This is a genomic window from Thiomicrorhabdus cannonii (assembly GCF_013391695.1).
GTDB classification, from domain to species: Bacteria; Pseudomonadota; Gammaproteobacteria; order Thiomicrospirales; family Thiomicrospiraceae; genus Thiomicrorhabdus; species Thiomicrorhabdus cannonii.
On record NZ_JACBGH010000003.1, the window covers coordinates 1 to 19683 of the forward strand.

16 protein-coding genes are annotated in these 19683 nt (G+C 55.5%); 9 read left to right on the top strand and 7 right to left on the bottom strand.

Going from position 1 to position 19683, the window contains the following annotated elements:
* The 4 genes from HZ297_RS04540 to HZ297_RS04555 all read left to right on the top strand — a co-directional run.
* Window positions 1-1795 (top strand): cadherin-like domain-containing protein (locus HZ297_RS04540; RefSeq protein ID WP_178861817.1); only part of this gene is annotated, 1795 nt, incomplete at its 5' end.
* A gap of 88 nt (window positions 1796-1883) precedes the next feature.
* On the top strand, window positions 1884-3248 hold the full coding sequence (locus HZ297_RS04545) for a Sel1-like repeat-containing protein kinase family protein (RefSeq protein ID WP_178861818.1): 1365 nt from the start codon (window positions 1884-1886) through the stop codon (window positions 3246-3248).
* A 197-nt stretch (window positions 3249-3445) separates the two neighbouring features.
* A complete protein-coding gene (locus HZ297_RS04550; RefSeq protein WP_178861819.1) occupies window positions 3446-3964 on the top strand; it encodes an adenine phosphoribosyltransferase in 519 nt (172 codons plus the stop codon).
* Between the two features lie 22 nt (window positions 3965-3986).
* Window positions 3987-5417, top strand: a complete 1431-nt coding sequence (locus HZ297_RS04555) for a GGDEF domain-containing protein (RefSeq protein WP_178861820.1) — start codon at window positions 3987-3989, stop codon at window positions 5415-5417.
* Between the two features lie 80 nt (window positions 5418-5497).
* Here HZ297_RS04555 and argH read toward each other — a convergent pair whose 3' ends face one another.
* Together argH and HZ297_RS04565 are read right to left on the bottom strand one after the other, a co-directional pair.
* A complete protein-coding gene (gene argH, locus HZ297_RS04560; RefSeq protein ID WP_178861821.1) occupies window positions 5498-6898 on the bottom strand; it encodes an argininosuccinate lyase in 1401 nt (466 codons plus the stop codon).
* Between the two features lie 91 nt (window positions 6899-6989).
* Window positions 6990-7616: a thioredoxin family protein gene (locus HZ297_RS04565; protein ID WP_178861822.1), complete on the bottom strand. Its 627-nt coding sequence runs from the start codon at window positions 7614-7616 to the stop codon at window positions 6990-6992.
* 222 nt (window positions 7617-7838) lie between these two features.
* On the opposite strand from HZ297_RS04565, the gene hemC reads away from it, so the two are divergent.
* The 4 genes from hemC to HZ297_RS04585 are packed head-to-tail and all read left to right on the top strand — an operon-like array spanning window position 7839 to window position 12264.
* The gene (hemC, locus tag HZ297_RS04570) at window positions 7839-8777 is read left to right on the top strand and encodes a hydroxymethylbilane synthase (RefSeq protein WP_178861823.1); all 939 of its coding nucleotides are present in this window, start codon (window positions 7839-7841) and stop codon (window positions 8775-8777) included.
* Between the two features lie 12 nt (window positions 8778-8789).
* Window positions 8790-9623, top strand: coding sequence for a uroporphyrinogen-III synthase (locus HZ297_RS04575; RefSeq protein WP_178861824.1), 834 nt, complete (start codon window positions 8790-8792; stop codon window positions 9621-9623).
* On the top strand, window positions 9620-11038 hold the full coding sequence (locus tag HZ297_RS04580) for a hypothetical protein (RefSeq protein WP_178861825.1): 1419 nt from the start codon (window positions 9620-9622) through the stop codon (window positions 11036-11038). The genes HZ297_RS04575 and HZ297_RS04580 overlap by 4 nt, the downstream gene beginning before the upstream one ends.
* 38 nt (window positions 11039-11076) lie before the next feature.
* Window positions 11077-12264, top strand: coding sequence for a heme biosynthesis HemY N-terminal domain-containing protein (locus tag HZ297_RS04585; protein ID WP_178861826.1), 1188 nt, complete (start codon window positions 11077-11079; stop codon window positions 12262-12264).
* A gap of 4 nt (window positions 12265-12268) precedes the next feature.
* On the opposite strand, the gene HZ297_RS04590 is transcribed toward HZ297_RS04585, so the two are convergent.
* The 4 genes from HZ297_RS04590 to xthA are packed head-to-tail and all read right to left on the bottom strand — an operon-like array spanning window position 12269 to window position 16180.
* The gene (locus HZ297_RS04590) at window positions 12269-13576 is read right to left on the bottom strand and encodes a diguanylate cyclase domain-containing protein (protein ID WP_178861827.1); all 1308 of its coding nucleotides are present in this window, start codon (window positions 13574-13576) and stop codon (window positions 12269-12271) included.
* A 50-nt stretch (window positions 13577-13626) separates the two neighbouring features.
* Window positions 13627-14661 (bottom strand): phospholipase A, encoded by a 1035-nt coding sequence (locus HZ297_RS04595; protein ID WP_178861828.1) that lies wholly within the window; start codon window positions 14659-14661, stop codon window positions 13627-13629.
* Entirely contained in the window at window positions 14649-15326 is a 678-nt protein-coding gene (locus HZ297_RS04600; RefSeq protein ID WP_178861829.1) for an FAD-binding oxidoreductase, read from the bottom strand. The genes HZ297_RS04595 and HZ297_RS04600 overlap by 13 nt, the downstream gene beginning before the upstream one ends.
* 32 nt (window positions 15327-15358) lie before the next feature.
* Window positions 15359-16180, bottom strand: a complete 822-nt coding sequence (gene xthA / locus HZ297_RS04605; RefSeq protein WP_178861830.1) for an exodeoxyribonuclease III — start codon at window positions 16178-16180, stop codon at window positions 15359-15361.
* A gap of 288 nt (window positions 16181-16468) precedes the next feature.
* Between xthA and purU the strand changes: the two genes are divergently transcribed.
* Window positions 16469-17326, top strand: coding sequence for a formyltetrahydrofolate deformylase (purU, locus tag HZ297_RS04610; RefSeq protein ID WP_178861831.1), 858 nt, complete (start codon window positions 16469-16471; stop codon window positions 17324-17326).
* 73 nt (window positions 17327-17399) lie between these two features.
* On the opposite strand, the gene HZ297_RS04615 is transcribed toward purU, so the two are convergent.
* Window positions 17400-19550, bottom strand: coding sequence for a tRNA(Met) cytidine acetyltransferase TmcA (locus HZ297_RS04615; protein ID WP_178861832.1), 2151 nt, complete (start codon window positions 19548-19550; stop codon window positions 17400-17402).
* Between the last annotated feature and the right edge of the window lie 133 nt (window positions 19551-19683).

Genomic DNA, 19683 nt, shown 5'->3' on the forward strand with positions numbered 1-19683 from the left:
TATTGACGTACTGGCCAATGACAGCGATTTGGACGGTGATACCATCACAGTACAAAGCGTGACTCAACCTGCGCACGGTAATGTTGTGATTGAAGGCGACGGCACCGTCACCTACACACCGGTTGCCAATTACAACGGTCCTGACAGCTTCACCTACACCATCACCGACGGCCAAGGCGGAACGGATACTGCAACGGTAAGTATAACTGTCAATCCGCAAAACGACCCGCCGGTTGCGTTAGATGATGCGTACAGCACCGATGAAGATATTGCGTTGGAAATCAGCGCAGCGTCACTGTTAAGCAACGATACGGACATTGACCAAGATACGTTGGTGATTACCGGATTTACGCAGCCTTTACATGGTGAGGTTGTGGATAATGGGAATGGTACGTTCACTTATAAGCCTGATTCTAATTACTTTGGGGATGATAGTTTCACCTACACAGTGAGCGACGGTAATGGTGGAACTGACAGTGCGACAGTGAATTTAACAGTCAATTCAGTGAACGATTCTCCAGAAGCAGAACCCATTGTGATTCACTCAGATAATCTTGCGGGAGATCTCGTTGATTCGGCCATGCCGATTATATTGTCGGGTGATAGTGAAAACATTTTTGCGTGGACTTCGACAGGCAGTAATGAATTGTATTCAAACGGCAAGTTGGTAACGGTCACTTATGGCGATTCGCCTGATACGTTGGTTGGTACAGTGGAGGGTAATCCTGATCCAGTATTCACTTTATCCGTCAGTTTAGACGGTGATCAGCCTAGTTTTACCTTTGATCAACAAGCCAGCATGATGGCGGGATATACGACTACCGATCCAATCGATTTTGGTAGTGTTCACGGTGGGAGTGGTGAAGCTTATGGTTTTGCGCTATTTGACGATAGCGGTGAACTGATTGCAACCGCTAAAGCCACGGCGGATAGCGATCAAGATGCGGTAAATACCAATAGTAGTATTATGGGTGCAGATAACACCTTTATTGATGCCGGTGAGGCTTTGACAATTGATTTCTCGGCGGATAGCGGTTCATTTGTACAGGGTGGTAATACTTATGACTATATGCCTTCGGGTATTCAGAGTTTAACGGTTACCTTGGATGCACAAGCCGATAAAAACGCCACTGCTACCTACATGATTTACGGTGTTGATGCGGACGGTAATGAAATTCATTCTTCTGAGTTTCAAACGTTGAATGTGGATGGACAAGCCACATTGACAATTAGCACAGCGGATTTGGATGGTGCAGTCTATATCGATAAAGTGGTCTTTAGTGCTGACGATGCAACGGAGCGTCCTTATCAGCTAAGTTTTGACACTATGACAACGCTGGCGGTTGATGAAGATGTGTCGATGACATTCCCGTATTCCGTGTCGGACGATGATGAATCTGCTTCCTCCTATGTCACGGTCAACCTTTATGGTGGCGACGAGGAGGTTGGATATGTCTATCACGGCACGACGGATGTTCAGGATGTATTTGATTTGGATGATGAAGGCAGTGACGTCACCATTACCAATTATGATACCGAACAGGATGTATTGGAAGTCAGTGATGTGATTGACAGCGATAGTGAAGTCACGGCAGAAACATTGGAAGATTACATGCAACTGACACGAGTGGGGGCTGATAGTGATTCGGATGGTGTCCCTGATGATGTTAAAGTGGACATAGATTCTGACGGGTTTGATCAGGGATCTAGTGTATTGACGACAGTTTATTTGGAAGACCAGCCATCTGATGTGGACGAAATAGACGACCTAAAAGTCGACTATGAGAGTAACTGATTATTGAGTTACAATCAAAAGGCACCTTTAAAGGCATCTTTATGGTGCCTTTTTTATTGGTGGAAGCCTAGTGAAGCATGGAGGAAATATGGCAGATCCGGTATTAGCCCTGCTGGAGCAACAGAGCGATTTATGCGAGGTCAGGCCGTTGCGCAAAGGTTCTTCGGTGGCGTTGTATGCAGCCCAGCAACAGCGTCCCGATGGCTCGCATCAGCAAGTCATTCAGGTATTGGACGACCTGCAGAATCACTATGCCATTAAGCGGGAAAAGGATCTGCTGCACTATTTGGACCAATTTGAAAACTTTGCGCGTTTCAACGAAATCCGCAAAGTGGATTTTCATTATCTGCAATTCTTTGACTTGAAAGCCAAACGCACACTCAAACAGCAGGTTGCCAAAAAGGGCGCTTTAACGGAAAAGTCCTGGCTGCGTTTGCTGCAAGACATGATAGCCGTCCTCGAAAAAGTGCATCAGGTCGGGTTTGTGCATACCGCCATTGAGCCGGGACGCATTTGGGTCTCCAAGCGGCGTTTTTACCTGATGGACTGGCGCCAGGCGATACCGGCGCTGAGCGGTTATGAATCGGCCTGTTTGCCGGATGATAACCGTTATACGCCGCCGGAACGGCTGCACGGACAATTTGATGCCAAAGGTGATATCTACCAGCTGGGTTGCACGCTGTATTATGCGCTGACGGGCAAGCACATTTACCGTCTCGAGAAAATCAACGACGCTTTCGCGCAAATGTGGGCGCATACCCATCACTCCATCCGCAAACCCGAGAAGCTGCCGGTTTACATCCGTTATCTGCTTGAATGGATGACGCAGAAAGACCCTAAAAGGCGCCCCAGTCTGGCAGAACTTAAACAGTGGACCAAGGACTTCAAAACGCCAAAATGGGTGCGCAAGCAAGCGCCCAAAACAATCAAGGGGTTTCCCGACAACTGTCTGCTGGCATTGGCTGACGAACACTATCCCAATGCACTCTACCAGCGTGCCCGCCTGCTGGAATCGCAAGGCGATTTAACGACCGCCTTCAATCTTTATGAAAACGGCGCCTTTAAAGAGTATGTTCTGGCCGAAGCCGAACTGGCCCGGCTTTATCTGCAAGGTTTTCCGGTAGAGGCCTGCGAAGAGATGGCGGCCCATCTGTTTCATTCGGCCTATCAGCAAGGCCATCCGCAGGCCGCATTTGAATTGGCGTGTATGTACGAAACCGGACAAGCGTTAAAACCCAACCCCCGCAAGGCCTTCGATTTAACTCTTTTTGCCGCGCAACGCGGGCATTTGCAGGCGCAGTACAAAGTGGCCCTGGCGTTGCATGAGGGTGCGGCGGTGCCTGCCGATCCGCTCCAAGCCCTTTCCTGGATGAAATTGGCGGCGCACTATGGCTACAAACCCGCCCAGACAGTATTGGCAAGCTGGCAGAAAGCGGCGTTGCAGCATACCTAAAGAATGGCAAAAATCGGGTTTGAAAAAACTCAACAGGCCGGGTAGGCTGACCAAAACGCTTAAGTGTTCTCTAATGTGTTAATGGTATTTACTTATCTCGTAATCAGTAAAATTCATTGTCTTTCCAAGCAAATTGTTAGAATAATGGTTTTCACTTTTAAGCGCGCCAGCGCGCTTACGTAAGGTAGGAAGCTGTTATGTCCCAACATCCTTTAGCGCAATACTTGGATTCTGTTACCGATTTTCCGAAACCCGGCATTCTTTTCAGCGATATTTCCCCTCTGTTGAAAAGCCATTTTGTCGAAACCATCGACGCCATGAGTGCGCTGTTCAGCGACGCAGAGTGGGCGCAGATCGACTGTTTGGCCGGGATCGAATCGCGCGGCTTTATTTTTGCCGCGGCGTTGGCCTACAAGCACAACAAGGGCTTTATCAAAGTGCGCAAACCCGGCAAATTGCCGAATGTATTCGCCTCAATCGATTACGGTTTGGAGTACGGCAGCGATACGCTGGAGATGCAAAAAGGCGACGGCAGCCGTATCGTGCTGTTTGACGATTTGATTGCCACCGGCGGGTCAATGGGGGCTGCCGCCGCGTTATGCGAAAAAGTCGGCTATCAGGTGGTCGGCATGGCCTGTCTGGTCGACTTGGCGGCGCTTAACAGTTTCACCTATAACGGCCAGAAAGTTCGCTCGGTTATTCAGTTGGAAGACTAATTCATTTCAAGAGAGACGCACCATGCAAATGCATATGCCCAGGATTACACGCAAAATTTTTACCGACCAGTTGATCTGGATGATGACCCTCGGTGTGCTGTTGGGCGTGATTTTCCCGCCGTTTATGATTGTGCTCGGCGTGCCTGCCGAGTATGTGCTGACGCCGCTGTTTTTCGGCGCGTCCTTGATGGCAGGTCTGTTGATGGGCGTGATGAACTTCGGGCTGGTGCATTTTGTGGTGCGTCCGCATCTGAAAGAGCTGGCCGAACGTATGGCGATGATCAAAACCTCGGTCAACCACAAAACCTATCAGGAGTCCGAAGCGCATTGCATGGGCAACAGCTGTTTTATCGAGGCGGTTTCCGACGACGAATTCGGCGACAGCGCCCGCGCTTTCAACGAGATGGTCAAAGCCCTGCAAAACGCCCACGAAGTCGAATACGTCTATACCAACTTTTCCAAGGCGTTGTCGTCCAATCTGGAGCTGGAGGCGCTTTCAAACGAGGCGATCCGCCTGCTTATCGAACACACGGTGTGCAGTGCCGGCGGTTTGTATATCGAGCACGAGGGCGAGATGAAGCTCATTTATGCGCAGGGCATCGTCAACGCCAAGCAGCTCGCGCAGCACGATTACCTGCTCAAGGCGATGGACGGGCACCGTATCGAACGCATTACCCTGCCGGAAAACATTCAGGTGGACGGACTCTTAACCAAGTTCCGTCCGCAGGAAGTGGTGATTGTGCCGGTGCTGTTCAAACAGCGTAATCTGGGCGTGTTTGTGCTGGCCTCGCCGGTGCATATCAACGAACAGTCGCTGAACATGATCCAGATGTTCCGCCAGGGCATGGGCTTGGCGCTCAATAACGCCATCGCGCACGAAAGTCTGCAACGTCTCGCCGCATTGGACGGCCTGACCAATGTCTATAACCGCCGTTTCGGCCTGAAGCGTCTCAAGGAAGAGTTCAAGCGCATCCAGCGCAATGAAGCGCCTTTAGGCGTGCTGATGATCGATATCGACCACTTCAAGAACATTAACGACACTTACGGCCACTTGGTGGGCGACAAGGCGATTGTGAATGTCTCCAAATCCATTCTGCACACCTTGCGAGAGGGGGATGTGCTGGCGCGCTACGGCGGAGAGGAGTTCTTGGTGATTCTGCCGGGGGCTTCCGAGCATAACTGCTGGAATGCGGCGGAGCGTATCCGTCGCCTGGCGGAAGACTCCATTCTGCGCGTGCAGGATAAAGAGGTGCGTTTCACCGTCAGTATCGGTTATGTCTCCTATCCGCAGACCGAGGTCGAGGATGAGATGGCGTTGCTGCACTATGCCGATCAGGCGCTCTACAACGCCAAAGAGACCGGCCGCAACAAGGTTATCTCCTTTGCCGACCTGAGCGGTGAAACGGAAAAGCTGTCCAAGCAGCAGGCAGAACAGCCCGGACTGCCGAGCTAAGCGGTTTTTGAGCAACAAAAAGCCCCGTTTGGCATCTGCCAGACGGGGCTTTTGTTTTTTGTAGTGCGCGGTACGGACGGTTAGGTCGTGAGATACGCCTTGGCGCGTTCCACGGCGGCGCGTACCTGATTGGGTGCGGTCCCGCCGATATGGTCGCGTGCCGCGACCGAGCCTTCCAGTGTGAGCACTTCAAAGACATCGTCGGTGATCTGCTCGCAGAAACTTTGCAGCGTTTCCAGCGACATTTCCGACAAATCCTGTCCGGTTTTGACACCATGCGCCACCGCCAAACCGACGACTTCGTGCGAGTCGCGGAAGGCCAAGCCTTTGTTGCGCACCAGGTAGTCCGCCAGGTCGGTCGCGGTGGAGAAGCCGCGTTTCGCCGCCTCGTAGGTCACGTCGCGTTTGACCATCAGCGCCGGCATCATATCGGCAAAGGCACGCAAACTGCCTTTGACGGTGTCCACCGTGTCGAACAGAGGCTCTTTGTCTTCCTGATTGTCCTTGTTATACGCCAGCGGCTGCGATTTCATCAGCGTCAGCAGGCTCATCAGATGGCCGTAAACACGCCCGCTTTTGCCGCGCACCAGTTCGGGCACGTCGGGGTTTTTCTTTTGCGGCATAATCGACGAGCCGGTGCAGAAACGGTCCGGCAGGTCGATGAACTGGAATTGCGCCGATGACCACAGCACCAGCTCTTCCGAGAAGCGCGACAGATGCATCATCAACGTTGCCGCAAACGCGGTGAATTCGATGGCGAAATCGCGGTCTGACACGCCATCCAGCGAGTTCTCGCTGATGCGGTCAAAGCCCAATAGTTCTGCCGTGTAGAAACGGTCGATCGGGTAGGTGGTGCCGGCCAGGGCGGCCGAACCGAGCGGCAGGGTGTTGACGCGCTTGCGGCAATCCTGCAGACGTTCCACGTCGCGCTTCAACATCTCGAACCACGCCAGCATGTGGTGGCCGAAGGTCACCGGCTGGGCGGTCTGCAAATGGGTAAAGCCGGGCATAATCGTGTCCGCTTCGCGCTCCGCCAGCATCACCAGGCCCTGCTGCAAACGCTTCAGTTCGGCGCTGATCAGATCGATCTCGTCACGCAGGTAGAGACGGATGTCGGTGGCCACCTGGTCGTTACGCGAGCGGCCGGTGTGCAGTTTTTTGCCGGTGATCCCGATCAGGTCGGTGAGGCGCGATTCGATATTCATGTGAATATCTTCCTGCTTGATCGACCATGCCACCTTGCCGGCTTCGATGTCGGCCTGGATTTTACCCAAGCCGTCGATAATATCCTGCAGTTCCTGTTCGTTCAGAATGCCCACTTTGGTGAGCATTTTGGCGTGCGCGATGGAACCCTGAATGTCCTGTTTGTACATGCGCTTGTCGAACTGGATGGAGGCGGTGAACTCCTCCACAAACGCATCGGTGGCTTCACTGAAGCGTGCGCTGGAGAGTTTTTCCTGGTTGTGTTGGTTGTTGCTCATAAAAATCTCAAGTTTGCGTTCAAATCTGGGTTGCTAAAAATGTGTTCCAAAAAACTCAGCAGGCCGGGTCTGCCGCCTATTATGGCTTCCATTATGGCTTGTCGGCAGGCTGACTGGCGGTTTGCGCCTTGAGCTGCTGCTCATACAGTTCCGGCGTGGCCGGCAGACGCAGCGGATTGCCGAGCTTTGCATAGGCGATATTCAGATTGCGGTGTATCAGCCCGGTAAACAGTTCGATATTGGAAATGCCCACGATGCGCGGCGCGATTTCACGTCCCTGGCCATCCAGAAACAGCGTGGTCGGCGTCAAATCGGCACCGAGTTCATAAGCCCACTTGGCCTTGTTGAGCGGTTTGCCGTCAAAGCCGGGGATAGATCCCGGCTCGTCGATTCCGACATGGCGCAGCAGCATCGCCTTGCCTTCGTACATGCCGCCCAAGGCCATGGGCGCAAACACCTGCTCGCTCAGCGTCTGGCAGAACTCGCACCACTGCGCGCCGAACATCAACACTATCGGCAGCTTTTTCGCCCGCGATTCCTGCCCCAGAAGCTGGCAATCCTGCAACTCCTGGAAGCTGCCGTGGACACCACTTGGGCGGTCGCTCTGCGCGTAGGCCGCCAGGCTCCAAAACAGCGCCGCGAACAGCATCGCCAAGCGCTGGAAGCTAGCGTTCAATCGGTTGTATGTGCCCGGTACCCGGCCTGTTGAGATTGCCATAGTCATCCTTCAGCTGAAATCGCCAATCGTGCTTGGCGGTTCACGCCAAGGGCGAGGCGGCAAGCCCAGCTCAAAATTGGCGGGATTGCGCGTTTAACTGCTTATTTTAACTAAAACTTTGCCCCTGTTTTAGTAAAATGGCGATAACACTTTAAAATCTGACCCTAAATCGGCGGTGCCTGTTGCCGCCGCAGAAATCTTAGAAATCCTCTGGAAAACGTTATGAAGAAAACCCTGCGTATCGCCACGCGTAAAAGCCCTCTCGCCCTTTGGCAAGCCGAATTTGTTAAAGCCCAACTGCAACAAGCCTATCCCGATCTGCAAATCGAACTGCTGCCCATGTCCACCAAGGGCGACAAGATTCTGGATGTGCCTTTGGCTAAAATCGGCGGCAAGGGGCTGTTTACCAAAGAGCTCGAAGACCGCATGATGGCGGGTGAGGCCGATATTGCCGTACACTCCATGAAGGACGTGCCGATGGAACTGCCGGAAGGCTTTGCGCTGGGCGCGATTCTGGAGCGCCATGCGCCGACGGACGCGTTTGTTTCCAATACCTATGCGCGTTTTGAAGACCTGCCGCAGGGTGCGGTTTTGGGTACCTCCAGCCTGCGCCGCAAAGCCCAGTTGATGGCGCTGCGTCCCGATCTGGATGTGCGCGATCTGCGCGGTAACGTCGGTACGCGTTTGGGTAAACTGGACGCCGGCGAATATGACGCCATTGTCCTGGCGACTTCCGGCTTGCAGCGTTTGGGGCTGGATGACCGCATCCGCCACGAAATCGCGCCGGAGCAGTGTTTGCCGGCGGTGACGCAAGGTACGCTGGGCATCGAATATTTTGCCAAAGACGAAGAGACGCTGGCGATTATCCGCGTCTTGAACCACGAAGAGACCGAAATCCGTACCCGCGCGGAACGTGCCATGAACCACCGTCTGGAAGGCGGTTGCCAGGTGCCGATCGGGGTGTTTGCCGAATTGGACGGCGAGACCCTGTCGATGCGCGGCTTGGTCGGCAGTCTGGACGGCTCGACGCTGCTGAAGGCGAGCATCAGCGGCACGCGCGATGAGGCCGAAACACTCGGCGTGAAGCTGGCCGAAGACCTGCTGGCGCAGGGTGCGGCGGCGATTCTGGCGGAGGTTTACGCCAACGGTCACGCGCATTAAGCAGCCGCATAGATGGCCGACCTTCCTGCTTTTACGCTGCTGAATACCCGTCCGGCGCATCAGGCGGCCGGCTTGCAAGCCCTGGCGCAGGCGGCTGGCGGCGCAGCCTTGCCCTGTCCCACCCTGAAAGTGGCGTTTCAAGGCGTTGCCGCCGAAAAGCTCGCGCAGTTGGCGGAGTTTGACACGCTCATTTTTATCAGCGCCAATGCGGTGCAGGGTTTGCAAACCGCGTTGCAGCGGGCCGAACGGGTTTGGCAGCCAGGCGCTCGCCAGACCTGTTTTGCGATTGGTCGCGCCACCCTTAAAGCGGCGGAAACCCTGCGCTGGAAGCTGCACAGCGCCGATGCCCACCGCTTCGACAGCGAAGCCTTGCTGGCGCATCCGGATTTGCAACGCTTGCAGGGCAAGAAGGTGCTGCTGATCAAAGGGCAGAACGGCCGCGAACTGATCGCCGAGACCTTGCAGCAGCGCGGTGCGGAGGTTGAAGCCTGGGAGGTGTATCAGCGCGTTCCCTGTGAATTATGTGCGGAAACCTGGCAAAACTTCAGGCAAAGCCGCCATCCGCTGGTTTTGGCGAGCAGCGTGGCCGGTTTGCAGGCGCTTTTGAGTGCGTTGAGCATGGCCGAAAATGGCGCAAAACAAACTCAACAGGCCGGGTCTGCGTGGCTTTTGCAGCAGCCTTTGGTGACCTTTAGCGCACGCATTGCCGATTGGGCCGAAGCACAGGGTTGGCAAGGCGATATTCAGGTGGTGGATACCCAGAGCGATGCCGGCATTATCGCCTGCATTCAACAGCATTGGCCGCAGTGGTTTGCGGCAGAGACAAGCAAGAGGAAACAGTCATGACGGAACCGGTGACCCCCAAAGCGGAACGCCGTGTAATCGACGGTGAAGTGGTGCAGGACGAAGCGGAAAATCTGACGGATGCGGAATTGGATGCGCAGGCCCAAGCCAATGCGCGCCGTCGCGCCCATAACCGCGTCGACCACAAACCGCAAGACAAGCCCGGCGGCGAGCAGCAGGAAAAACGCAAGCTGCCGATTGGCTGGATCAAAACCCTCACATGGGGCGGTGCCGCTGCCGGTGTGATTCTGGTGCTGCTGTATACCCGCCCGGATACCGATTGGCAGGTGGAGCATATCAATCAACTGCAAAGCCAGGTGGCGCAGCTGCATGAAACCAACCAATTGCTGGTGGCGCGCATGGAGCAGCAGAAGCAAACGCTGGAGCAGCAGCTGACGGCCCAGATCGACGAGAAGTTGGCCGCCGCCCTGCAACAGCCGCAAAACCAGCCTTTGGTCAGCAAAGGCGATCTGGAGGCCATGCAGAACAGCTGGCAGCAGCAGCTTGAAGTGACCCAGCAGCAGCTCGAAAAACAGTTGGATGATTTCGGCCAGCAGTTGCAGCAGAAATGGCAGACGTTGGGTCAGCAAATAGGACAACAGGCGCAGCAGGCCGGCGAGGCTTTGCCGTCAGGCGAAGAGGCCGGTGCGGCTTTGCAGCAGTTGGAGCAGAAATTGCAAAGTGAAATCACCCGGATCGGCGACAAACTGGCCAATCTGTTTGCCTTGAAAGAGACCCAGCAAAGCCAGTCCGCTACGCCGCAAACGACGCCTCAGCCGCTGAGCGAGCAACAGCTTAATGCGTGGCGTATTGAGATCAATGCGCAGTGGCTGATGCACGGTGATGTGCAGCAGGTACAAAACCAGCTGCTGGCGTTGGAGCAGGCGTTGGGCGTCAGCGAGACGGCCGACAAGACGGAGCTGGCGCGCAAAATCGGTCAGGATTTGACGGCCTTGACGCAGTATGACGCCCGGTTGCAGCAGTTTAGCCGCCAGCAGCAGCGTTGGATTGCCGACTTGCAGCGCATGATTCAGCAGTTACCGCAGCCCAAGGCCGCGGTGGAGACTTCTCAAGCGCAGCCGCAAGCTGAAGCTGAAACGACCTGGCAGATGCTGCTGCACAAGCTTTCCGGTTTGGTCAGCGTTAAAAAACGCGAAGACGAACAGACGTTAAGCCAGGTGGATCGTCTGTGGCAACATGATGTATTGCTGCAGCGCTTGCAGCTCTGGACGGAAAGGTTGCAGTGGGCCTTGCAAAGCGGCGCGAAAGCCGACGCCCAAAACGCCGCCAATGAGATGGAGCAGTTGATAGCACAGTATTTTGCTGCACAGCATGGGGCCTTTAAGGCCGTATTGGACGAGGTGCGTGCCGCGGATATCACAGGGCGTCAGCCGTTGCTGATCGCTGCGGGTCTGTAAATGCGCCGCCATCCATTCAAGCAGGTTCTAGGGAAATTATGAAACAAGTCATTGTCTTAGCGTTGGTCTTGGGATTAAGCACGCTGCTCGCCAGCGTCATGCTGCATGACAACGGTCATGTGTCGATGGTGTGGGGCGATTGGATGCTGGAAACCAGTTTGAGTTTCGTGCTCGCCAGCGCCGTGGTGGCGTTTATCCTCAGTTATGTGCTGGTGCGACTGTTGCTGACGCTATGGCGGTTGCCGCACACCTGGCGTCATCGCCGTCGTCTGCGCCGTTACAGCAAGGCGGAAAACGCCATGGCGCGCGGCATGATCGCCTTGGAATACGGCGACTGGCAGCGTGCTGAGCGCCAGCTGATCCGCAGCGCGAAACACAGCGAAGCGGGATTGGTGCATTATTTGAGCGCCGCCAAAATGGCCGATAACCAAAAAGCCTATGAGCGCCGCGACCAATATTTGATTCAGGCGCGCGCCGAATATCCGCAGGAGTATGTGACCATCGGTCTGGTGGAAGCGCGGCTGCTGATGGAGCAGCAGCCGGATGTGGCCTTGACGATTCTGCAAACCCTGTATGAACAGCATCCCAAGCAGTCTACGGTGCTGATGGAATACGCCCGTTTGTTGCGCAAGCTGGCGCACTGGGAGGCGTTGGAGGCGTTGATGCCGGCCCTGAAATCACGCCGTGCGATGGAGCGTGACGAATACGCCGAGTTTGAAATCGCACTGTGGGCCGGCAAATTGGCGGCGGCGCTGAATGAAGACGCGCTGGATGCTTTGTGGCAGCAACTGGATGCACGTCAGAAATTGATACCGGAGATTCTGGCCGAATATGTTGAGCAGCGTTTGGGCTGGCAGCAGGAGGTTGGTCTGGAACAGTGGATTGAGAAGAGCCTCAAAAAACAGTGGAACGACCGTCTGGTGTATCAGTACGGGCGTTTGACCATTGGCCCGGCCTTTGAGCGCCTTAAAAAGGCGGAGCCCTGGCTGAAAATGCAGGCGGAGAATCCGGTGTTGTTGCTGACGCTGGGACGTTTGGCTTGCCGCAGCCAGTTGTGGGCGCGAGGCCAGAACTACCTGAAACAGAGTCTGGCGTTGCGCCCCGAAATCGAAACCTTTCATGCGTTGGCGCAATGTTATGAGGCGGAGGGCGAGGAGCGCCAGGCGGCTTTAACCTACAAGCAGGCGATTATGCAGCTGGAAAAGAAGGATAAGAGCGCGCGCTGATCCGCTAGACCGTTTCCGCATGGCGCTGTGCGTCGGCCTGCATGCGTGCCGTGGCCGTTTGGACCATCTGCTTGCTGGTGTCGCCATCCACGCCGAGGGTAGCGTAGCCCATCTGGAAATCAAAGGCGTAACGCAGCCCGTCTTGCAAATGGCTGGCGTGGATGCGCTGGCTAAGTGCGTTTTGCAGAGCCAGCACGCCGGAGGCGTCGGCTTCCGGTGCGACGATGATGAAAAGATTCTCGCTGATGCGGAACACCAGATCCGTCAAGCGGGTGTCGTCTATCAGGAGTCTGCTGAAAGCGACCGCTTCGGCCGACTTCTTCTCTGCTGCCGCCAGTTCGGCGGTTTTTTCAAGCGCCGTGGTATGCACCAATTTCAAGACGATAATTGAAAAAGGGTGATGATAGCGCTGGCTGCGCAGGATTTCATTGTGCATCACTTCATGGAAACGCTCGCGGTGGAACAGGCCGGTTTCCTGTTCGGTGACGACGAGTTCGTCGAGTTTCTGGTAAATCCCCTGAAGGGTGCGGATATGTTCGCTGATTTTGGCGTCGATTTGGTCAATCTCGATGACTTGCTGGGGCTGGCGTTGCCAGTTTATCTGCTGGTTTTGCGTGCTCAGTTTGAGATGGCCGATGCGTTGGCTGAGTGCCTGTAGCGGCGAGATCAGTTGGTTCTGAAAAAAACGGTTGGTCAAGGTCACGCCAATCACAATAAACAGCAGCAAAAAGATCAGAAAAAACAGAAACATCGAAGATGCTGACACAAAACTCGACGAAATCGGCGCTTGCATGGCGATGGTGCCCGCCAGTTTTCCGGCAAAAATCTCTCCTTTCTCAGCGGCCTTTGCATGGCAACTCAGACAGCTCTCTTTAAAGAAAATCGGGTACGCCAGATAGATCTGGTTGTCGAGGAAGGTGGCCTGCACCTGTTTGCTCCGCTGCTTCTCCGCCTGATTAATCAGCTGTTCAAGCGGGCCGTCGATGGATGCTGTTGCCGCCTGACCGTGCAGTTTGGTTTCGTTTTGGCGCTGAAAATCAGGGGCTTTCTGCAAAAAGAACTGTGCGGCAGGAAGCTGATGGTTGAGGTGGGTCAGAATCAGTTCGATATTATGCGGCTGCCAGCCGGTAGCCAGATGTTGGTCGATCTCGGCGTAGCTGAATGACTCGAGGCGTTCGGCCTCGGCATGGATATTCGCCTGGAAAATAAAATAACTCGGCAGCAGCGTCAGCAGGCTGCTCAACAGCAGGCCGATGGCAATCGCCGAGTAAATCTGCCGCCGCATGATCTGTTTGAATGAGCGTTGTTGCATCGGCTGCATCCTTGAAGCTGGCGGGGTTTGGCACCCCTAAAATAACGGTGTTAAATGCGATCGGCCAGCACGATGCCGATACCTATCTTGTTGTGGTGAAAGTCCATGTCGATAAGGCTGTCGCCGTAGCCGTTAAACCATTGTACATAACCCTTGAGGCGTTTGCTGAGCGGATAGGTGTAATCCAGCTGCACGGCGCCGTAAGGATTGATGAGATAACGATTGCGCAAGGTTAATCCCAACGTGTGCTGCCTGATGCGATAGCCCAGCTCGATTTCATAGTCTCCCAGATACTTGGCGTAATCGAAACTGTTGTCGTAGGCGTCCTTTTCATCAAAGCGCTGCCAGGTCTTAAAGCTCAGATAGCCCTCTGGGCGTTGCAACAGGCCTTGCACGAACAGGCGGTTCCAGCCGCGCGAAAGGCTCCCGGACTGGCCGTTGGACTGGTGATTGAGTCCGATCAGCACTTTGTGCAGATTGAAATCGAAGAAGTCGAGGTCGGCGTGAAACTCCGCCCAGATTTCCGGTTCGTGGTTGGTCTCTCTGAACGGAATGGAGTCTTTGTCGTCGAAGAACTGCCAGAACGAACGGTTGGTATAGGCCGCGTAGATGTCGAAGGTGTCGTAGATCACCTTTTTGGCAAGCGGGAATTTAAAACTCAGCTGAAACTGCATCTCCGTATCCTGATAATGCAGCTGCTTTTGCGAAGCCTGTTCAAAAGGGGCGGCGTTGACCCGCCCGTAGTGGCCGAAAATCGCGTAATTCAAACGGTGCGGGGTGAGCACAAAGGGATTTTTTTCGGTCAGGGTTTCGCTCAGGGTGCGTTTGGAGAGCGGTTGCTCGGGCACTTTGGCCTGGGCGCATTGTTGGCGGATCTCGCCAAGCGTCAGGGTGTCGGCACCGTTGATAAGCATGTTGTGCGCGCAGATATTGAAGCCGCTGGGAACGACTTCGGTCAGGTCCTGCGGTGCGACTGCCGCCGCGCTGGTGGTGTCACCGCTTTCTGCGGCCGGCACGGCGCCTGAGCCGAGTAGCAAGGGGAGCGCCGCGGCCGCCTGCAACAGCCCGGTTTTCAGGCGAAACACGCGCCCTCCGCCAGACCGATCGCGGCAAAATCCGCTTTGGCGGCTTGCACCATCGGCCAAGGACCGCACAGATAGACGGTTTTATGCGCCAAGGACGGGTAGTCTTTGAGCACCTGGTGGTGCACCAGGCCGGTTAACCCCTGCCAATCCGGGTCTGTTTCGGAAACAACCGGAACATACACCAGATTGGGGTGCTGACGTTCCAGATCAATCATCGCCTGGTGCATATACAGCTCTTTAGCCTGACGCGCGCCCCAGTAGAAGTGCAGCGGCACTTCGGTACGATGGCGCAAGTGTTCCTCCAGCAGGGCCTTCAAGGGAGCAAACCCCGTGCCGCCGGCGACGAAAATCACCGGCTGGTGCGGTTCGTGCCACTGCATCTGGTCTTTGGGGCCTTGCATGACGAGCATATCGCCGACCTGCACGGCAAACAGACGCTGCATCCACGGATTGTCGTCGTGCTTGCGGATATGGCATTCAATCAAACCGTCCTCGCGCGGTGCGGCGGCGATGGAAAACGGCTTGAGGTCGTGCTGGTCGAAGCCGAGCATAATGTATTGTCCGGCTGCATAGAGGATCGGGAAGTCCGGGCGCATCAACAAACGGATAATATCGGCCGTGTAGTGCTCCAGATGAACGATTTTGAGGGTGTGGACTTGGCTCATGCGGTTTCCGTTTACGATTCAAGATTCGCGGTTTAAAGGTTGAATTCAGTCCATACCGGAGCGTGGTCGGACGGTTTTTCCATGGCGCGCACGGCGTAGCTCACTTCACTGGCAACCGCCTTGGCGTTGAGCGCTTCGGTGGCGAGGATGGTATCGATGCGCAGGCCGCGGCGCGGTTCGCGCTCAAAGCCTTTGGAGCGGTAGTCGAACCAGCTGAAAACGTCGTTGACATCCGGATGCACGGTACGGAAGGTGTCTTTCAAGCCCCAGTTGAGCAGGTTGTTCCACCATGCGCGCTCTTCGGGCAGGAAGCTGGTCTTGCCGTCGCGCAGCCAGCGCTTGCGGTTGTCTTCGCCGATGCCGATATCGATGTCCTGCGGCGAGATGTTGAAGTCACCCATCACCACCAGATTCTGACTGGGGTCGCATTGGGTTTGCAGGTATTCCATCAGGTCGGCATAGAATTTGGCTTTGGCCGGAAATTTGACCGGGTGGTCGCGGTTTTCACCCTGCGGGAAATAGCCGTTCACCACGCGCAGCGTGGAGCCGTCGGGTGCGGTGAAATCGCCGATAATCATGCGTTTCTGTGAATCGTCGCCGTCGTGATGCCAGCCTTTTTGCACGGCTTGCAGCGCTAGCCCCTTCTTATACAGCAGGGCGACGCCGTAATGGGTTTTCTGTCCCATGAATTCGGCGTGATAGCCCAGGGCGTCGATTTCCGCCAGCGGAAATTCATGGTCCTGCACTTTGGTTTCCTGCAGGCCGATGATGTCCGGCGAGATTTGTTCAATCAGCGCCTGCAACTGGTGCAGACGCAGGCGTACGCTGTTGACGTTAAAAGAGACGATTTTCATGTTAAAACCCATTGCAATCCGAAAGACACGCTAACAAAGCCTTAAAGTATAGCAAGTTTGCGGTTTCAATGCGCGTTTGCCGTGTTTTGGGGTGGATCGGGCAGTGCGTTTTCCGGCTGAAAAATAGGGTTTTAAAACTGAGCAGGCCGGGTAGGAATGCGCTAAACTGACGTTTTTTTAGATGTATTTACAATTGGCGCGGCGGCGGTCATAGGTTTCGGGCATTGGTTATGATCGCCGCCGCGCCAGTATCGACTGTTTTAATGCGCTTAATGGAAGGATGTCGTCATGAGCCGAGTTTACCGTTTGGTTATTTCCTGTCCCGATCAGGTAGGGATTGTTGCCGCTGTAGCCCAATATATCGCCGATAAAGGCGCCACTATCGTGGAGGCCAACCACCATACCGACGCCTCTAACGGCTGGTTTTTCATGCGCCATGAAATTCTGGCGTCGTCTTTGCAAGAGGATTTGGCCGAGTTTGAGGCCGGATTTGCACCGATTGCCGACAAGTTTCAGATGGAGTGGTTCATCTCCGATACCGCCAAGCCTAAAAAGATCGCGCTGTTTGCGTCCAAAGAGTCGCACTGTCTGGCCGATTTGCTGCACCGCTGGCATGAAAACGAACTGCCCGGCGAGATTGTCTGTGTGATCGCCAACCACGACGATTTGCGCTCCATGGTGGAGTGGTACAACGTGCCGTTCCATCATGTACCGGTCACGCCGGACACCAAGCCCAAAGCCTTTGCGCAGACCGAAGCGCTGGTGCAGCAGTATGGCGCGGATTTGATTGTGCTGGCGCGTTATATGCAGATTCTGCCGCCGCAGATGTGCGCCGATTTTGCCGGCCGCGTGATCAATATCCACCACAGCTTCCTGCCGTCGTTTGTCGGCGCGCGCCCTTATCATCAGGCGAACGAGCGCGGCGTGAAACTGATTGGCGCCACCTGTCACTATGTGACCGAAGTGCTGGATGCCGGCCCGATTATCGAGCAGGACGTGATCCGCGTGAACCATACGCACAGCATTGACGATATGAAGCGTTTGGGGCGTGATGTGGAGAAGACTGTGCTGGCGCGCGGCTTGCGCTACCATCTGGAAGACCGAGTGTTGATTCACGGCAACAAAACCGTGGTATTTGCCTCTTAAAAACATCCCCCTTTGAGGATTGAATTTACCCGCCGCTGTGCGGGTAATTTTTTGGGTGTTTCACGTGAAACGCTCAAGCCCGAAGCAGGGTTTCGATACTGGCTTTTAACTGCTCCTCAACCCCTTTTCTGCCCGCCAGATGATGGTCGTGGGCGACCTGCGGCCAACCGTGCTTTTTGAGCATCTTGTCACACCAAACCGCCTGTTGCGCTTTGCTGAGCTGTTTGATTTTATGGGGGTGGCGCAGGCTCCATTCCCACAACTGCGCGCTGATGGATTCGTAGCCGCGTTGGTCATGCAGATAATCCCTGAGGCTGGCCTCGAGCTGCGGCTCGCGCGTTTTGAAGCGGAAGCTCTGCAAAATGCCGAGTATCAACGTGGCTGATAGATACGGCAGAGATTCCATCAGCGTATGTGGAAACTGACTTTGGAAGTGGCGGTGAATCGCCGCCAGCGCCTGTTGCGCCATCGAGGAAAGCGCTTGGGCGACAACGGCATTGTAATGGCCGCTGGCTTTGTCGCGTTTGACGCCGATATGCAGTGGCTGATAGCCCAGCGAACACCAGAAAGGCAGCAGGGTTTCGTCGGCGCCGAAACTGCTGCTGAGATAGTCGATACGCGCGGCACGCGCACTCTCGGCGAGGTGCTGCAACAGACGTCTGCCAATGCCCTGCCGCTGTCTGGCGGGATGCACGGCAATGCGCATCACCCGCCAGGTGGAAAGCAGCATGAAATCGGTGGTGGCGTAGTGCTTGGTCAGCAGCTGCGGCACCAGATGGCCATGCACCCGCTCGTGGCTGCGGTTGCTGCGCGGCGGCATCTTGCCTTCGGCCACGCTGACGACCACGCCGACAACCTCACCCTGATGCTCGGCGACCAGTATATGCAGATTGGGGGCGTTCAGCAGTTGTTGCAGATCGTTCGGCGAAGTCTGATAGTGCGCCTGTACCAGCAGGGAAAAGACCGATTCCAGCAGGTCGGGATGATGCAGCAGCTGCGCACTGCTCACTGTGCGGATATGGAGTTGGCTGCTATCCGCTTGCGTCAATGGTGCGGGCACGGCTGCTTTGTTTGGCGCGGTTTCCAGTAATAGCGCACGGTTGATGGCGTGTTCCAACGGGTCGTTTTCGGCCCAGCGGATCGGTTGTTGCAGGTGCAGGGCTTTCCAGTCAGGGGTCAGGTCATCCAGTGTCTGTTTGAAGCGCAGTTCAAAGCCACGCCCGGATCCCTCGTAGCCGTGCAGGGTGGTGGCAAACACCATGCGATGATGGCGTTTCAGCAGCTCGGTCAACAACGGAGCAGGCAGGTGAGCGGCTTCGTCCACCATCAACAGGTCGGCTTCGGTCGGTTCCAGCACCAGTTGGTCGGGCGCCATAAACGTGAGGGTTTTCGTTGCGCCCTGATAGTCAAAACTCAACAGGCCGGGTTTACGATGCTGCCATTCGACGGGCAGGGATTCGAGCTGTTTTTCGGCCTGTGTAAAAGCGATTTGCGCCTGTTCGAAACGCGCCGCGGTGATGACGATCTGTTGCTTGCCTTTGAGCAGGCAGTGAACTGCGGCCAGTCCGAGCGCGCTGCTCTTGCCGCGGCCGCGGTCGGCGCTGATGACCAGCGGGCGTTTGCGGTGGCCGAAAGCCACCGTATCGATGGCGTCGATGGCGTGTTGTTGGTCTGGTGTGGGTAGCGCGATTGATTGGCTGGAAGTAGGCTTTTCGTGTGCCAGCAGGATGCTTTCGTTTTCACCCTGCGAGAGCCAGACAACGTGTGCGTCAGGATTTTGCCACTGGCGGATAAGGTGTTCGGTGAAGTGGTTAAAGGCGTGTTCGGGTTGCAGGGGGCTGTTGAGAAAGCGACTGTTTTCGGGATTGCTCTGCGTGCGCCAGCGTTCCGTGGGCGGCGTCAGCAGAATGAACAGGCCGCCTGCGCGCAGCATGCCGGCGGCAATGCCGAGTGAATTGGCGCTTAGGCCGTGGCTGACGTCGATGATGATTCCGTCGGCTTCGCCGCCCAGATGGTGCAACAGTCGCCCGCTGTCGATCTGCTCGATCTCATGGCCGCTCGACAGGTCGGCCTCGCCAATCTGGATGACGCGTTCGGTGGCTGACCAGAGCGACGTCAGCCAGCCGTGCTGCCAGCCCGTTTCGCCGCTTAGAATGACCAGAGCGCGATGTTGGCGCTGCTTGAGTGTTTGACGGAGTGCGGTAAGCGAATCAAATGAAATCATAGCGTGATGATAGGGGAAAAGTGGTCGGAAAAACAACAACATTGTGAGGGGCTGTTGTTTTCGATGATGGGCGGCGTTGGAGAGGTCGCGAAAATGCGCCGCGACAAAACGTTTATAATGGCGTTTGGCGTGG

Coding starts and splice junctions, on each gene's coding strand:
- purU (WP_178861831.1), top strand. CDS start 16,469: ATGAGCCGAGTTTACCGTTTGGTTATTTCCTGTCCCGATCAGGTAGGG.
- HZ297_RS04600 (WP_178861829.1), bottom strand. CDS start 15,326: ATGAGCCAAGTCCACACCCTCAAAATCGTTCATCTGGAGCACTACACG.
- xthA (WP_178861830.1), bottom strand. CDS start 16,180: ATGAAAATCGTCTCTTTTAACGTCAACAGCGTACGCCTGCGTCTGCAC.
- HZ297_RS04565 (WP_178861822.1), bottom strand. CDS start 7,616: ATGGCAATCTCAACAGGCCGGGTACCGGGCACATACAACCGATTGAAC.
- HZ297_RS04545 (WP_178861818.1), top strand. CDS start 1,884: ATGGCAGATCCGGTATTAGCCCTGCTGGAGCAACAGAGCGATTTATGC.
- argH (WP_178861821.1), bottom strand. CDS start 6,898: ATGAGCAACAACCAACACAACCAGGAAAAACTCTCCAGCGCACGCTTC.
- HZ297_RS04555 (WP_178861820.1), top strand. CDS start 3,987: ATGCAAATGCATATGCCCAGGATTACACGCAAAATTTTTACCGACCAG.
- HZ297_RS04575 (WP_178861824.1), top strand. CDS start 8,790: ATGGCCGACCTTCCTGCTTTTACGCTGCTGAATACCCGTCCGGCGCAT.
- HZ297_RS04585 (WP_178861826.1), top strand. CDS start 11,077: ATGAAACAAGTCATTGTCTTAGCGTTGGTCTTGGGATTAAGCACGCTG.
- HZ297_RS04590 (WP_178861827.1), bottom strand. CDS start 13,576: ATGCAACAACGCTCATTCAAACAGATCATGCGGCGGCAGATTTACTCG.
- HZ297_RS04615 (WP_178861832.1), bottom strand. CDS start 19,550: ATGATTTCATTTGATTCGCTTACCGCACTCCGTCAAACACTCAAGCAG.
- HZ297_RS04580 (WP_178861825.1), top strand. CDS start 9,620: ATGACGGAACCGGTGACCCCCAAAGCGGAACGCCGTGTAATCGACGGT.
- hemC (WP_178861823.1), top strand. CDS start 7,839: ATGAAGAAAACCCTGCGTATCGCCACGCGTAAAAGCCCTCTCGCCCTT.
- HZ297_RS04550 (WP_178861819.1), top strand. CDS start 3,446: ATGTCCCAACATCCTTTAGCGCAATACTTGGATTCTGTTACCGATTTT.